At 59.9% G+C, this 13,763-nt stretch carries 11 protein-coding genes; 9 read left to right on the plus strand and 2 right to left on the minus strand.

The genetic code is table 11. The features are described 5' to 3' along the window. The first annotated feature begins 97 nt into the window (after positions 1 to 97). Entirely contained in the window at positions 98 to 616 is a 519-nt protein-coding gene (locus K289_RS0131165) for a hypothetical protein (protein ID WP_027555068.1), read from the plus strand. 64 nt (positions 617 to 680) lie between these two features. Here the strand turns inward: K289_RS0131165 and K289_RS0131170 are convergent, their stop codons facing one another. Continuing rightward, positions 681 to 2,222, minus strand: a complete 1,542-nt coding sequence (locus tag K289_RS0131170; protein ID WP_027555069.1) for a heme peroxidase family protein — start codon at positions 2,220 to 2,222, stop codon at positions 681 to 683. Positions 2,223 to 2,598: 376 nt separating this feature from the next. Next, the gene (locus K289_RS0131180; protein ID WP_027555070.1) at positions 2,599 to 2,832 is read right to left on the minus strand and encodes a DUF3551 domain-containing protein; all 234 of its coding nucleotides are present in this window, start codon (positions 2,830 to 2,832) and stop codon (positions 2,599 to 2,601) included. Positions 2,833 to 3,100: 268 nt separating this feature from the next. On the opposite strand from K289_RS0131180, the gene K289_RS0131185 reads away from it, so the two are divergent. From K289_RS0131185 to K289_RS0131225, 8 genes are all read left to right on the plus strand, one after another. Next, a complete protein-coding gene (locus K289_RS0131185; RefSeq protein ID WP_027555071.1) occupies positions 3,101 to 3,496 on the plus strand; it encodes a hypothetical protein in 396 nt (131 codons plus the stop codon). A gap of 162 nt (positions 3,497 to 3,658) precedes the next feature. Beyond that, positions 3,659 to 4,141 (plus strand): hypothetical protein, encoded by a 483-nt coding sequence (locus K289_RS0131190; protein WP_027555072.1) that lies wholly within the window; start codon positions 3,659 to 3,661, stop codon positions 4,139 to 4,141. A 41-nt stretch (positions 4,142 to 4,182) separates the two neighbouring features. Then, positions 4,183 to 4,665: a transcription elongation factor GreA gene (gene greA, locus K289_RS0131195; protein WP_027555073.1), complete on the plus strand. Its 483-nt coding sequence runs from the start codon at positions 4,183 to 4,185 to the stop codon at positions 4,663 to 4,665. A gap of 185 nt (positions 4,666 to 4,850) precedes the next feature. Then, a complete protein-coding gene (locus tag K289_RS0131200) occupies positions 4,851 to 5,876 on the plus strand; it encodes a D-cysteine desulfhydrase family protein (RefSeq protein ID WP_051310993.1) in 1,026 nt (341 codons plus the stop codon). 820 nt (positions 5,877 to 6,696) lie between these two features. Beyond that, positions 6,697 to 8,028 carry an integrase arm-type DNA-binding domain-containing protein gene (locus K289_RS0131205; protein ID WP_027555075.1) on the plus strand — a complete coding sequence of 444 codons (1,332 nt, stop codon included), beginning with the start codon at positions 6,697 to 6,699 and terminating at the stop codon, positions 8,026 to 8,028. A 532-nt stretch (positions 8,029 to 8,560) separates the two neighbouring features. After that, a complete protein-coding gene (locus tag K289_RS47925) occupies positions 8,561 to 9,196 on the plus strand; it encodes a hypothetical protein (protein WP_156918290.1) in 636 nt (211 codons plus the stop codon). A gap of 284 nt (positions 9,197 to 9,480) precedes the next feature. Then, positions 9,481 to 10,254: a Hachiman antiphage defense system protein HamA gene (locus K289_RS0131220; RefSeq protein WP_027555076.1), complete on the plus strand. Its 774-nt coding sequence runs from the start codon at positions 9,481 to 9,483 to the stop codon at positions 10,252 to 10,254. Beyond that, positions 10,238 to 13,756 (plus strand): DEAD/DEAH box helicase, encoded by a 3,519-nt coding sequence (locus tag K289_RS0131225; protein WP_027555077.1) that lies wholly within the window; start codon positions 10,238 to 10,240, stop codon positions 13,754 to 13,756. Before K289_RS0131220 ends, K289_RS0131225 begins: the two co-directional genes overlap by 17 nt. The last annotated feature ends 7 nt before the right edge of the window (positions 13,757 to 13,763 follow it).

The raw sequence follows: 13,763 nt of genomic DNA on the forward strand, positions 1-13,763 counted from the left end.
AGCGCGATACGTCGCGCTCCAGTTCTTAGGTTGAGCATGATCTCGTTCGGAAAACCGGTGTCCACCTTTCCGGATCATGCTCTGGTCGAGGGGCACGATGCAGACCGAGCTGAACAAGGTGGTGGCGGCGCTCCGAGACTTCTACGCGCAAGAGACGTTTCTGTTCGAGAAGGATGTCGGTGAGCGCACCATCACGCACCGCTTCGCCGTCTATCTCGAGCGGCAGTTCCCGGGTTGGGCGATCGACTGCAACTACGACCGGCTTGGCGAGCGCACGCTGCACCTGCCACACGGTACGATCATCTCGACCGACGACCATCTCGGCAAGTCGATCTACCCCGACGTCGTCGTGCATCAGCGCGAGATCCCGAACAATCTGCTCGCCGTCGAGGTGCGCAAGGCGAGTAATCACACGTCCCTGGAGCACGACCAGCACAAGCTGAAGGCGATGACCGATCCGGATGTCTGGTTCGCCTACGGGATCGGCGTGCTGCTGGTGCTTGCAAAGCGCAACGTGACGATGTCGGAGGTCTATGTCGGCGGCGTCATCGATCGGCCACTCTCGCTCTGGCTCGCCGCGCGGTTGGAGGAGGTCGGCCTCGGCGGCGGCCATTGAGGCGGCAAGAGGCCGCCCGGGCAGGGCGGCCTTCGCGATATCCGGAGCTTACGAAACGGCGAGGTCAGTGCAGCGGCTTCCCCTGACCCAGCGCATAGGCCACGAGATCCTTCAGCGCGAAGCCGGGTCCCGTTACCGGCGTCCATTGTGGGTCGAGCGACAGGAGCGAAGAATTGTCGCCGAACATCATGCCGAGGAAGACCTCGGCCACGATGCGTCCGCCGACCGGCCCGAGCTGCGGCGTGTTGATCGTATCCGGGCCGCCCGTGGCGGGAATCGTCACGGCGGTCTGGTTCTGCCGCGCCTCGGCGAGGATGTAGGTCCAGAGCGGGCAGTTGCCGGCGAACGCACCGTTCGCGATGGTCGCGATCTTGGTCTGCGGATCACCCTTTTCGGGCTTGTCGACGGCCTTGCCGATGATGATCTGCTCGTCCGGCAGCGGCGTCAGGTGCATGGCTCTGGCGACCGCCTGGCCCGACGGCAGGCCGAGGCGCCAGCCGCGGTCGAGATTGCGTAGCGCAAGGGATGCCGGCGGATCGGAGGCGATTTCCGGCGGAAGCGTGCCCAGCGGGTCGACCAGCGCGGTGTCGATGCGATAGGCGAACTGAAGCCGCTTCTTGTTGTCGGCATTGGTGGCGTCGTCCTCGACGCCATAGGCGCGCTTGTCGATGTCGATGAAGCGGCCCCAGTCGATGGCGCGTCCAGGGCCCATCGTGCGGAAGCCGGTCAGCGCGTTCTTGTCGGGGTCTTCGGGATCTGGAAAAATCAGCAACAGCATTGTGTCGGCGTCGTTCAGCCGATAGCCGGGACGGATCATCGAGTGTCCGAGCCGGTAGGCCGCGACCGAAAATTCGACCGGCATGAACGGCCAGGTCTTCCAGTGGTAATACCTGATCTTGCCACGGTCGTAGTGGCCAGTGGTCTTGAGGTCGTTCAGCACGCTGGCGTGGACGATCCGCGGCAGGAAATCGTTCAGCACGACATATTGATAGTGGAAGCGGACGCGCTGCTGCACCTCCTCGAAGGAGAGGGCGGAGTTGTCGTCGACCATCCGGTTGTGGAAGCGCAGGAACAGGCACTGCAATTGCGACACGATGCTGTTCTCGTCGTTGCGGGGATCGCCGATCAGCGCGCGGCCGTTGAAGCGCGGCAGGTCGGTGGCGTCTGGTACGCCCGTGCCGGTCAAGGGGGCGCCGAGGAGGAACTTGCCGTTCTTGTCATACATGTAGGGCTGGTCGCCCGGACCGCGCCCGTAGAGATTGTCCAGATCCAGCGCCGGCGTGCGGAAATCGACGAGCCCGTCCGGGTCCTGTTGCTTGGTCAACGAGCTCACCGGATCGAAGGTGATATCGTGGTCGATGAATTGGCCGAAGTAGGTGTAGAGCGCGGGAATCCCGCTCTCTTCCGCATCGGGGCCGTCCTTGGGCGGGTCGAAGTCGGCCACCATCTCGTCCGCGAGCGCCGACAGATTAGCGAAACTGTCGGCATCAGTGGCGCCGAATTTCGCTGGCGTGAGGTTGCCGAACATGCGGCCGAAGCGGCCTTGCGAAAGCGGAGAACGCGTCACGTTCAAACCGCGCGGAATAATGCTGTGGCGGCTGCTCATGAAAAACCTCCCTGAAAATTCACACGAAAAGCGAATAGAGCTAAAGTTGTTCACGAAAGGATATGCAGGTTAGGCTAGATCAAGCGTTGCGAGGCGACAAGCCGCCCCACGGCTGCACGCGCGATACTGCTGCTGGTTTGGGAGGGAGCGTCGTGAACAAGCTGCGGCCGCGCTTTGCAAATTTTTCCCAGCGCGCTCGCGAATAACATTCTCGTCATCGCGCGGCGCGACTCCGGTTGCGCGGCCTCGCGCGCAGTCTGCACGTCGTCGTCGGTCGCCTGTACAATGTCAGCTTCGTCGACCTATCGGCCCCGATCGTGCGCACGAAAGAAATGTGGCGGCGTGCGAAGGCTCGCGCGCGCACGCCGCCGCATCATCAGTAGTAGTCGCGCTGCTGCGCGAACGCGTAGCGCGGATTGATACCGCAATAGGACGACGTGCCGGATGCCGTGGCCAGACACTGCTGATAGCTCGCGAACTGGCAATTGCCGGGATAGCCCCAGGTGCGCCCTTGCAGACAATATCTGTCGCTTGCGGCATGTGCTGGTGCCGAGAATGTCGCGGCAAGCAGCGCAGCGAATGAGGCGAGGGTCAGGATGGTGTGACGCATTTCAATCTCCTTCGAATGCGGGGTGAGAACCATGTCGGCCGGACCTTTGCGCTTCCAGCGCTCGTCCGCATGATCTTGCCTGCTTTGGTGCCCCGCGGCGCGGGAGCGCGTTTCGGGTGTGACGCATCATGACGCAGGCAGCTATCGGTTATGTGATCTCGGCCACAGTTCGCGCACGGGTTCCCGCCTATCCTCGCCGACTTGCACGCGTTGATCCGGCGGGATTACGCTCCCCATCATTCGGATCAGGCATCCTGGAGGCTCTCTGATGCAAAAGTCATATTTGCTCGCTGCGACGGCAGCGCTCGCGCTCGTTCTGCAGACGCCGGTCGCGCTGGCCCAGAGCACGCCGGCAGAGAGCACACCGGCCCAGAGCACGCCGGCCGAGAGCGCGCCCGCCGCGGCCGGCACTGCGCCGGCGGCTGCGACCACGGCGCCGGCCGCCACCTCCACGCCGGCCGCAACCACGCCGCCGAGCGCAGCCGCCGCCACCCCAACTCCGTCGACCGACTCGAAGAAGAGCGCCGCAAAGAAGCCGGCGAAGAAGAAGATGACGCGGCAGCAGGAGATCGATCATTCCATCGACACCGGCACCGTTCCCGCGCGCTATCGCAGCTCCGTGCCGAAGCAGTACCAGCAATACATTCCGTTCGATAAACGGTAATGCACGTTCGCAGCGGCGCGATGCGAGTTGCGCCGCAGTGATCATCTGAGATGGGCGCGATCAGAGCGCGGCCTTGGATACCTTTGTCAGGCGCAGATCTGATCTACCTTGCGGCGGCCTGCGGTCGCGGTGCTAGAGTAGGCCAAAGCCCAGGGGACGGTCATGAGTGATCATGGGAAGGATGCTGGCCTTGTGGCGATGATCAGCAGCATTCTTGGAGGAGGCAAGCGCGCCGACGCCGTAGAACCGCCTCCGCTCGCTGATGTCCCGCCAACTGCGCCGACGAACGGACTGGAAGCGATGGCCGCGCAAATCGCGGACGTGGCGCCGCTGAAGCGCGAGGATGCCTCCAATGGCGCGGTCGCGTCCGCGCAACTGATCGAGCCGGCTCAAGTCGTGCCGCAACCGGGCGGCAAGCGACGGCTGCCTGCGGAAGTGATTGCCGATCTCGTGCTCGGCGAGTTGCGCAAGATCGTTGATTTTCCGGCGTCCGGCGTCTCCGTCACGGTCTATGGCTACCGGAATTGGAACGCCATGATCACGTTCGCGCCATTCTCGACCACGTTCCGGGACGCGACCCGGTTCCGCCAGGCGTTGCCCGATATCGTTTTCAAGCTGCGCCGATACGTCGACCTCGAGCTTTAGTTTCGCTACAATCGCCGACAGCTATCGATGAGGTCCAAGGATTGAGCGTCGCCTTTACCAAAGAAGAGAGTGCCGAAACCGCGTCCGAGACGTTGTTGCCGGACCGTCCGATTTCGCCTCATCCCAACCTGGTGACGCAATCAGGATTGCAGGCGCTGGAGCTGCAGCTTCGGCAAGCGCGCGAAGCCTATGACGCCGCGCAACAGGTCGAAGACGTCAATGAAAAGCGCCGCCAGTCGGCGGGCCCCTTGCGCGACGTTCGCTACTTCGTCGAAAGGCTTCGCACGGCCCAGCTCGTCCCCGATCCGTCGTCGACCGATATGGTCGCCTTTGGAAGCACGGTGACCTTCAGCCGCGCCGATGGCCGCGTCCAGACGTATCGCATCGTCGGCGAGGACGAAGCGGATCCGAAAGCCGGGTCGATCTCGTTCGTATCTCCGGTCGCAAAATCCCTGATCGGGAAAGCCGTCGGAGACGTCGCAGGTTCGGGCAATCAGGAGATCGAGATTCTGTCGATCGCGTAGCGATGCGGTTGCGACGAAGCGTCCCGACCGCGTCCGCGGGGATCGCGAAGATATGTTCGGCGGCGTGTTTTGCGGGCGCTGCCATGGGATTTCCGCTGGTAGGGTCAAAGCTGACATGCTTTAGATCCGAAGACGGCGCTTGTTGACCCGTTGCGGAAGCCGGCTGGCCTTTCTATCTCGACGGCATGACCAGCAAAGACGCATCGGTTCTTGCCTCCAAGCTGTCAGCGTTTCCACGCCTTGGGCTCGCCACCCTGCCCACACCGCTCGAGCCAATGAGGCGGCTTACAGCGTATTTGGGCGGGCCACGCTTATGGGTGAAGCGTGAGGACGCGACTGGCCTTGGCTTTGGCGGCAACAAGCTGCGCAAGCTCGACTATGTCCTTCACGAGGCCGTCGCATCCAAGGCTGACGTGCTGGTGTCTGGCGGCGTCGTCCAGTCCAACAGCCAGCGTCAGGTTGCTGCCGCGGCAGCGAAGCTTGGTATGGAGTGCCATCTGGCTGTCTATCACGGCCGGCTGGCTCCGCCGACTCCCGAGTACGAGACCTCGGGAAATGTCCTGCTCAATCGACTGTTCGGGGCTCATCTTCATGACGTGCCGTGGACCGGCAATCGCAATGCGGCGATTGAGGAGCTGGGAAGCCGGCTCAGGGAACAAGGTCGTCGGCCCTACTTCGTTCCGTACGGTGTTTCCAGTCCACTCGGGGCGATCGCCTATGCATCGACAATCGTGGAGATCGCGGAGCAGTCGGGGGCACTCGGCATTCGGCCTGCGGCGATCGTACATTGCACCGGTAGCGCGGGAACACAGGCCGGTCTTGTTTTCGGCGCGTCCGTTGCGATGCCTGAGACGCGGATCGTCGGCATCGACATCGATGCCGAACCCGAGCGCGTGCGTTCCGATGTTATCGCCTACGGAAGAGCCGCAGCGGAAATGATCGGCACCCGTTTCGATGCAAGCGAGGTCGAGGTCGTCGCCGGGCACGCTGGTCCCGCCTATGGCGTGCCGCATGCGGCGACCATCGAGGCCATCAAGCTTGCCGGAGCGCTCGAAGCCTTGCCCCTCGATCCGGTCTACTCTGGCAAGGGATTGGCTGGCCTGATCGCGCTTGTGCGGGAGGGGCGATGGCCACCCGACACAGATGTTATTTTCATCCATACCGGCGGAACGCCCGCTCTGTTCGCCTATCAGGCTGTGCTCGGTATCTAATCGGCCATTCGCTTGTCCGTTGTTGGCCCTTCGCTGACTATATCGGTCGGCTGCTTGATTTCTGCTTGCGAGGGCAAAGCGGGCGTTCGCGCGCCTCGGCAAGGAAGCTTTCCGCGACTCTTGAAAACTAGGCTGAATGGTGGGCGCACAACTCGCCGGTACGGTTTCCGGCGCAAAGGCTTTTCCGGGGAATGCCTTGGATCCGGGGGCAATAAAATCAGGCTCGGCCTGATCGCCGGTGCCGTGCGCCTCTCCTTGGATGATAGCATCGTGCTGCTGTTTTGCCCGACAGGTCAAGCGGCTTCGGAAAAGACGCAGCCGTCATGACGGCAGCCGCCGGCTACTTTGCATGGGGTTGTTTTCGATATTTTGATGGGGTCGTCACACACGCCGTCAGGGCGGACGCCCGACGTCGATGATTGTTCGCGACCGGTATGATTCAGGAGAAGGAATGGTGGGCGCACAAGGGATCGAACCTTGGACCTCTCCCGTGTGAACCACAATTCGTAGACCCGAGCCAACCAAATCCGGCCATAGTTGAAATGTAAAAACCCCTTTAATTAATGTGGGTTGTAGCCCTATTCGGCCATATGAGCCCATAGGTGACCTTGCTACATTTTGTATGCCCCCGTTGTGCCCGCCGTGGATTTTCCCTCGGGGCACAAAAACGAGGGGAGGACTGAGACCCGGTTCTGTTTGGGTCTGTGGATCCTCCCCGCGCGGGCACACGGCAAAAGGGGAGGGTCTGAGGCCCAGTTCTGTTCGAGAGCTGCCCGCCCTTTTTGCGGGGCACGCTGGGCACAGAGAGAGGGAAGGAATCATGATGGAGCCGGCCAACCAGCTTACACTCACCGATACGGTGATCCGCAACGCAACGCTGCCGCCGGGTAAGGCGCAGCATTATCTCCACGACGACAAGCTGCCCGGCCTTGCCTTGCGCATGCGCGCCACCGGCGGCCGGACCTGGGTCTACCTCTTCACCAAGCCGGGGGTGAGGGGTACCCAGCGCAAGACCCTCGGCGCGTGGCCCAAATATAATGAGAAAGCCGCGCGCAAGGCCGCCACCATCGCCGCAGGCGAGGTCGTCAAGGGCTTGGACCCAAACGACGCGAAGCGCGAGGCGAGGCGGCAACAGGCAGCCGAGAAGCAGCGCACCACGCTCGCGACCCTCATTGTTGAAGATGGTCCCTACCAGACGTCCCTGACCGAACGTCAAGTGGTCAATTGGAAGCCAGCAATGTCGGCGCTGCGGCGCGGGCTCAAGGATCACGCCGAAAGCGGTGTGGGGGACCTAACGCGACGGCAGATCATGGCTGCGGTCGACAAGATTGCCAAGACCGGCAAGCGCGGTGCAGCTAGGGACTTGCGCAAGCACGTGCATACCTTCCTCGAATGGTGCGTCGGCGAGGGCTATGTCGAGCACAACGTACTCGCTGGCTATCGCGCTCCCAAGGAAACGCGCGCGCAAAGGGTCGGACGCCGAACGAAGGGTCGCGCGCTGACCGATGAGGAAATCATCAAGATCTGGGATGCATCCGGCAAGCTCGGGGCGTTCGGTCTCCTGGCACGCATGTGCCTGCTCGGCGGCCCGCGCCGCAGCGAGCCTACCATGATCGAGTGGCGAAAGCACATCATGGACGACCGGATCACCTTCGACGCAGCGTGGACCAAGATGGGGCTGCACCACGATGTGCCGCGCACTCACCTGGTTGACGAGGTGCTCACGGCCGCGAAACATTTCCAGCGGGCAACCTCCGACTATGTCTTCCCATCACCAAAGACCGGCGGCCAGATGTCCGGCTTCACCAAGATGGTCAATCGCCTGGTCAAGGAAGCGAGCGTCGCCAAGTTCACCATGCATGACTTAAGGCGCAGCTTGCGCACCATCATGTCGCGTTGCGGCTACGACAACGAAATCCAGCGGCTGTGTGTTGGGCAAAAGCCAAGCGGAATTGATCAGGTCTACAATCACGACGAACAGTGGATCATCCGCAAGATGGCGTTCGAAGCAGCCCACGACTACATTGCCGAATTGGTCGGCGCGAAACGGGTCGGCAAAATCGTGCGCCTTCAGCGGACGAATCCGCTTGACCCGATCAAGGCCGAACTCCTCGGCCGTCTCCGTGAGCATTATGCGGCTGACGCGCCCTAGTGGTCCTATCGCACTTGGCCAGATAGTCGCGCACCGCATCGACACGATAGAGAGGCCGGCCATCGACGTAGCGCCACTTCAGCGGGTGGTTTGGATCGCGCCGCCACTGTTCCAGCGCTCCGGGCGTGCGCCGGATGACCGCGGCCGCCTCTAATGCCGTCAAATTAGAGCTGCTCGGCAGTGTATCGATATCGAACGTCGCCGGTGGCGGCATGCCACGGTTCTTGCGACGCCGCTTTGTGGCAGGCGGCACCTTGATGTCGTCTGGCGACCCAAGTGTCTTGATCCGGGTCTTTCCGTCCTTGCCGCCCATGCCTCAGCTCCGAACCATGATCGGTCTTAGGCAATAAGATCCTAGCCTTCTCAAGCAAGAAAGAAATCTAAAGCGCTGTTATGGCTGCTGGGTAGCTGTGGCGTGCAAATAGGACGAGTCGCTCCCTTTGCCGAGAGGTTGAAGCTGTCTGCGGTCTGGGGCCGATCGGCATCCCAAAATATTGATGGACCTCGCATCTGGGGTCAATGTTAGCCGAAAATGATTGGTTTGGTTGTCGATTCGGAAAGCGCTCGGGAAGATACCTTCGCGCTCGTTTTGGCGAACCCGACGGTTTGCAGAATTTTCTTCGCAGCGACGGCAGCGACAATCTCGTGCATTGAGATTTCAATATTAAGATTTCTGCGCGCACAGCAGCAGATAAATCAGTGGAAAGCTTGGTTTCTCTCGGACCAGAACAAATCTGGCTTCTTGGCCACAGTCAGCGCCGTCCAGGTCCCACAGCATATGGCCCGAAATCCGACCTACAACAAATATGTTCTCGTCTTCGATCGTGGAGCAGAATACGCGGGCAACGAAGATCGTAGGCGGCTTGTGAAGGCCGCCGAAACTGACGATTTCAAGATCATCACGTTCGACAGTCTTGCGGAGGGTCTCAGCCAAAAACAAGAGCTCACAGTTGGTAGTCGGCATAATCAATTCATCGATATCCTTGCCGACGAGATCACGGATGCGGGGATGTATGCGTGGATGGAGCCGACGCAGCTTCGCGTGAGCAAAGCGCTCCACGAAAGGCTGAGAAAGGGTGGCTCCAATCACTTCGTCCTCGGCGATGATAGCCAGCGGCAAGAAGCGCTCAGCCGCGCCGCTTCGCTGGTCCGGGTTCGGCCTAACTGATCTTCGTTCCGGACAGCGTCGAAACAGCAGGCCGGCGAGCCGATCATGACCTTTCGTTGTAGAGGGTCGCCTGAAACGGCCAGGCTCGAAATCGGCTTCCTGTAACTTATTGAAATGCAGCGGTTTTTTGTTGGTGCCTCGTGGGAGCCTGGAAACGCCGAATGGCCGCCCCGCGTTCTCCCCAAAAAATATGCGTCGTTCCGGCAGCGTGGGCTAGAGTTGCGCGCGGGCAATGTGCGTAATCCAGAGTTGAATACTGGAACCGCTATGGGTTGGGGGGAAGAGTGTCATTCGCGGATTGGTGTGAACAACAGGAAGAGGCTGTTGGCGACCACAATCTCACAGTCCTGACGAGCTTAGCCGCAGGCCGCGAAGTCGGCCGGGATGCGACCGCGCTTTGTGTACCGACGCACTACGCATCCGAGGAACGCATCGCGGATCTACTTCAGCGTCTCGGTAAAACGGCGTCAGCTACGTTCATCAAGCAAAAACTTCCGGAAGGCTCCCGTATCCGATCCGGCGACCTCGGCGAAATACTGGCCACGGAATACGTCGCCGAAAAGATGACATTCACGGTGCCCATCAAGCGCTTGCGATGGAAGGACCATCGCGAGATGGCAATGCGCGGTGACGATGTACTGGCAGTCCGCATCCCAGACGATGGCAACCCTCTCGACTTTCTCAAGGCAGAATCAAAAAGCCGTGCGCAGCTTCAAACAGATGTCGTCGCATCAGCCAGAACATCCTTGAATGCCGACGGAGGCCTGCCATCACCCCACGCTCTGGCGTTCGTTGCTGACCGCTTGCGCGAACTAGGGCAAGTCGAACTCTCCAATAAGATCGATGACGCCCAGCTCGCCGATGGGATTCTTCCCGATCAAGTCTGCCATCTATTGTTCGTATTCACGGGCAACGACCCGACGAATTTTCTTCGCACAGATCTCCAGCAGTACGCCGGTACGATGGAGCAATTTAGCGTAGGCCTGAGAATTGCCGACCACGCACAGTTCATTGAGGACGTTTACGAGAAGGTGATTGCCGATGGCGACAACGGTTGAGGAGCTGCAAAACAGTATCCGCCAAGCCGTCGGCCCCGGCTTCCGCGCCCGATTGATCGACCGCGGCGAAGCCAGGTCTATGATTTGGCGAGACGGCGTCCTTCCGCCCGGCTCCCCGGCATTCGCTCAAACACTGTCGTATGACCTGCTGTCCTATGCCTATTCGCTGCTTGGGATGGGTTTGCGCCTGAAGGAAGCTGGCGGTGATCAAGTGATCGCGCGCCAGGCATTCGAATACGCAGGCATGGCCCTCGAAAGCGTTCTTCTTAAAGGCGAGCGTGCCGATGACACGCGCAGTTTTCACTACATCGTGGCCGCCGGCGCATATCATCTGGGCCGGTTCTCCGCGCGCGCCTTCTCGCTTTTGTCACACGGACAGCGCGATGCTTCGTTCTCTCCAATAGAGCGTTGCCTGGCCAGCCTCGTCCTTCGGGACTTGGCTACGCTGGAATCTGAAATTCTTGCGTGGCGCGTTGAAGGCCCCGGCGCGGATGCCAGCATAGCGCAGTTTCTCCAAGATGGCTGGGATGCCGCAACAGAAGGCGAGCCGCCAGATCCAGAAAACGGCTCTTACGTTGTCGATGCCCTTGGCGCAGCTATTATCGATAATTTCCTTGCCGGGATGGGTCTTTTCTTATTCGCTGTGGAACGTGGGGAACAAGAATATATCGCCCAGGCCGTTGAGCGCCTTCGGGTCGGCCTTCGAGTGTGCGCTGAGGTAAATCTACTGCCTCAATGGTGGACATACCGCCTTGCTATAAACATCATCGACGACCTGTGGTCATCCAGTTTCCATGCACGTCTCCCGTTGCTGCCGAACACACCGGATGAGGTGCGCTGGGCGGATCTGAGAAAGCTGTTCATTTCTCTTTTATATCGGCGACCGCGCTCCGAAATAGACCTCTGGCCGTCGCAGATTGATGCCGCGGCAAAAGCCGTAAACGAGGGCAACGATTTGGTCGTCTCCCTTCCGACGAGCGCGGGAAAAACGCGCATCGCCGAGCTCTGTATTCTCCGCTGTCTGGCTGCCGAGAAGCGCGTTGTGTTTGTGACACCGCTTCGCGCCCTATCGGCTCAGACCGAAAATACCCTCCACCGCACCTTCGGACCATTGGGCAAGACCATCTCAACCCTCTATGGAAGCATTGGCACGAGTGTTTTTGAGACGGATGCGCTGGGCTCGCGAAACATCGTGGTGGCCACACCGGAGAAGCTTGACTTTGCCCTGCGAAATCAGCCGTCGCTACTCGACGATGTCGGCCTCGTCATTCTCGATGAAGGACATATGATAGGACTAGGCGAGCGCGAGGTGCGTTACGAGGTTCAAATCCAGCGACTCTTGAAACGTCCCGACGCTGGCAATCGACGTATCGTTTGCCTATCCGCCATCTTACCTGAAGGCGACCAGCTTGACGATTTTGTCGCTTGGCTCGGCAACGATGACGATCAAAGCGTCATCAAGAGCGCGTGGCGGCCGACACGGCTCCGATTTGGCGAAATTATATGGTCGGCAAATCGCGCCCGTATGAATATCCATGTCGGCAATGAGAATCCCTTTGTTCCCGGCTTTTTCTCATCGAAAGCTCCCACACGAGGGCAGCGGCGAAAACTGTTTCCGTCCGATCACCGGGAACTGGTTCTAGCCACCACGTGGCGGCTTACAGATGATGGACAAACCGTCCTGATTTACTGCCCGGAACGCCGGTCGGTTGAGCCCTATGCGTCGGCGATAGTAAAGCTGCACGGGTACGGTCTGTTACCCTCGCTGCTGGGTCCGAATGAGGCAAGCATTGCTGTTGCTCTCGCTATCGGTGCGGAATGGCTGGGCGAGGACCACGATATCCTGTCATGCCTCAAACTTGGTGTAGCAATCCACCACGGCGCACTTCCGACGCCGTTCCGGAAAGAAGTTGAAAAGCTTCTGCGTGACGGCATTCTCAGGGTTACGGTATCATCACCGACGCTTGCGCAAGGCCTCAATCTCTCTGCCACAACGATTGTGATGCACGGCATCATCCGGAACAGGCAGCCTATCGAAGTCTCCGAGTTCCGCAACGTCATCGGGCGAGCCGGAAGGGCTTTCGTCGATGTGGACGGGCTGGTCCTCTTTCCATTTTTCGAGCCGAATGCACAACGATCCGCACAATGGGAAACGCTAAAGGCGGGCGACCAGGGCCGCGAGATGGAAAGCGGCCTGCTCCGCCTAATCATATCTCTCGTACAACGCATGTACTCAAGTCTAGGTGGCGACCTTGCCCAGTTGCTCGAATACATCCTCAACAACGCTCAGGTCTGGGAGTTTCCCGCCGTTACTGGCGAGTCTACTGAGCGCAGGGACGCAGCGCTACGCGACTGGCAACAGTATCTAACGACGCTTGATTCAGCCATCTTGAGTCTCATCGGCGAAAACGAAGTGCCCGATGACGAGGTCTCTGCCCAGCTCGACGCTATCTTAAGCTCTTCGTTGTGGGAACGGCGGCTCACTCGACGACCCCAAGAGATTCAGCATATTTTTAAGAGCGCTCTCTTAAGCCGCTCCAAGTTCCTTTGGCAAAACGCCACATCGATCCAGCGTCGCGCTTATTTCTTAGCGGGCGTGGGATACGAGACCGGCAAAAAGCTGGACGAAATTGCTCCAAATGCCAATGAGCTACTATTGCAAGCGAACGGGGCGGTTCTCACGGGTGACAATGAGCAGGCCATAACGGCGATTACGGCACTTGCAGAACTGCTTTTCGAGATTTTGCCATTCAAACCCAATGTGCAGCCGGCTAATTGGCGCGACATTCTCCGCGCATGGCTCCTGGGCGAGCCTGTCGCGGCGTTGGCGAAAAATGACGAGGATGTCCTCCGCTTTGTCGAAGATGCCTTGATCTACCGATTGCCGTGGGGGATGGAGGCCATTCGTGTTCGTGCCCTCGCTTGCGGCGACCAGTTTGAGGACGGAACGGATCTTGATGACTATGAACTCAGCCTTGCGGTGCCAGCGATTGAGACGGGCACGCTGAATAGGTCGGCAGCCATTCTGATGCAGGCCGGATTTACCTCTCGCCTTGCAGCGATAAAGGCCATCTCCGCTACTGACGCTGATTTCGATACATCCGAGGGTCTTAGAGAGTGGCTTCGGTCAGACGAAGTGGCTGCTCTTTCAGCGGATGTCGAATGGCCAACCGAGACCAGCCATGCCATTTGGATGAGCTTTCTATCGAGTTACGTTCCGCAAGACCGCACCGAATGGAAATCGTGGACCTATTCGGATAGCGCAAACTGGGTGGATATCAACAATCGCCCTCCAGCCGGAAGCGCTGTTCGCATTGTGAATGCCCAGGACGGCGATACATTTCAAATACTCTCCCCAGACCATGAACTATTGGGGTCGCTGGCCAGCCCTCTTCATGCGGAAAGGAAGGGTCTGCTGCGCGCCTCTGTAAATGGAGATCGCACGAGGATTGAGATGTCGTATGTCGGTCCATCCGACCTCGTACCCAGCCAGTTGGGATAGGACTTTC

The sequence above is a fragment of the Bradyrhizobium sp. Cp5.3 genome, from assembly GCF_000426265.1.
In the GTDB taxonomy this organism is placed as follows: Bacteria; Pseudomonadota; Alphaproteobacteria; order Rhizobiales; family Xanthobacteraceae; genus Bradyrhizobium; species Bradyrhizobium neotropicale.

Coding starts and splice junctions, on each gene's coding strand:
- K289_RS0131165 (WP_027555068.1), top strand. CDS start 98: ATGCAGACCGAGCTGAACAAGGTGGTGGCGGCGCTCCGAGACTTCTAC.
- K289_RS0131170 (WP_027555069.1), bottom strand. CDS start 2,222: ATGAGCAGCCGCCACAGCATTATTCCGCGCGGTTTGAACGTGACGCGT.
- K289_RS0131180 (WP_027555070.1), bottom strand. CDS start 2,832: ATGCGTCACACCATCCTGACCCTCGCCTCATTCGCTGCGCTGCTTGCC.
- K289_RS0131185 (WP_027555071.1), top strand. CDS start 3,101: ATGCAAAAGTCATATTTGCTCGCTGCGACGGCAGCGCTCGCGCTCGTT.
- K289_RS0131190 (WP_027555072.1), top strand. CDS start 3,659: ATGAGTGATCATGGGAAGGATGCTGGCCTTGTGGCGATGATCAGCAGC.
- K289_RS0131200 (WP_051310993.1), top strand. CDS start 4,851: ATGACCAGCAAAGACGCATCGGTTCTTGCCTCCAAGCTGTCAGCGTTT.
- K289_RS0131205 (WP_027555075.1), top strand. CDS start 6,697: ATGATGGAGCCGGCCAACCAGCTTACACTCACCGATACGGTGATCCGC.
- K289_RS47925 (WP_156918290.1), top strand. CDS start 8,561: ATGATTGGTTTGGTTGTCGATTCGGAAAGCGCTCGGGAAGATACCTTC.
- K289_RS0131225 (WP_027555077.1), top strand. CDS start 10,238: ATGGCGACAACGGTTGAGGAGCTGCAAAACAGTATCCGCCAAGCCGTC.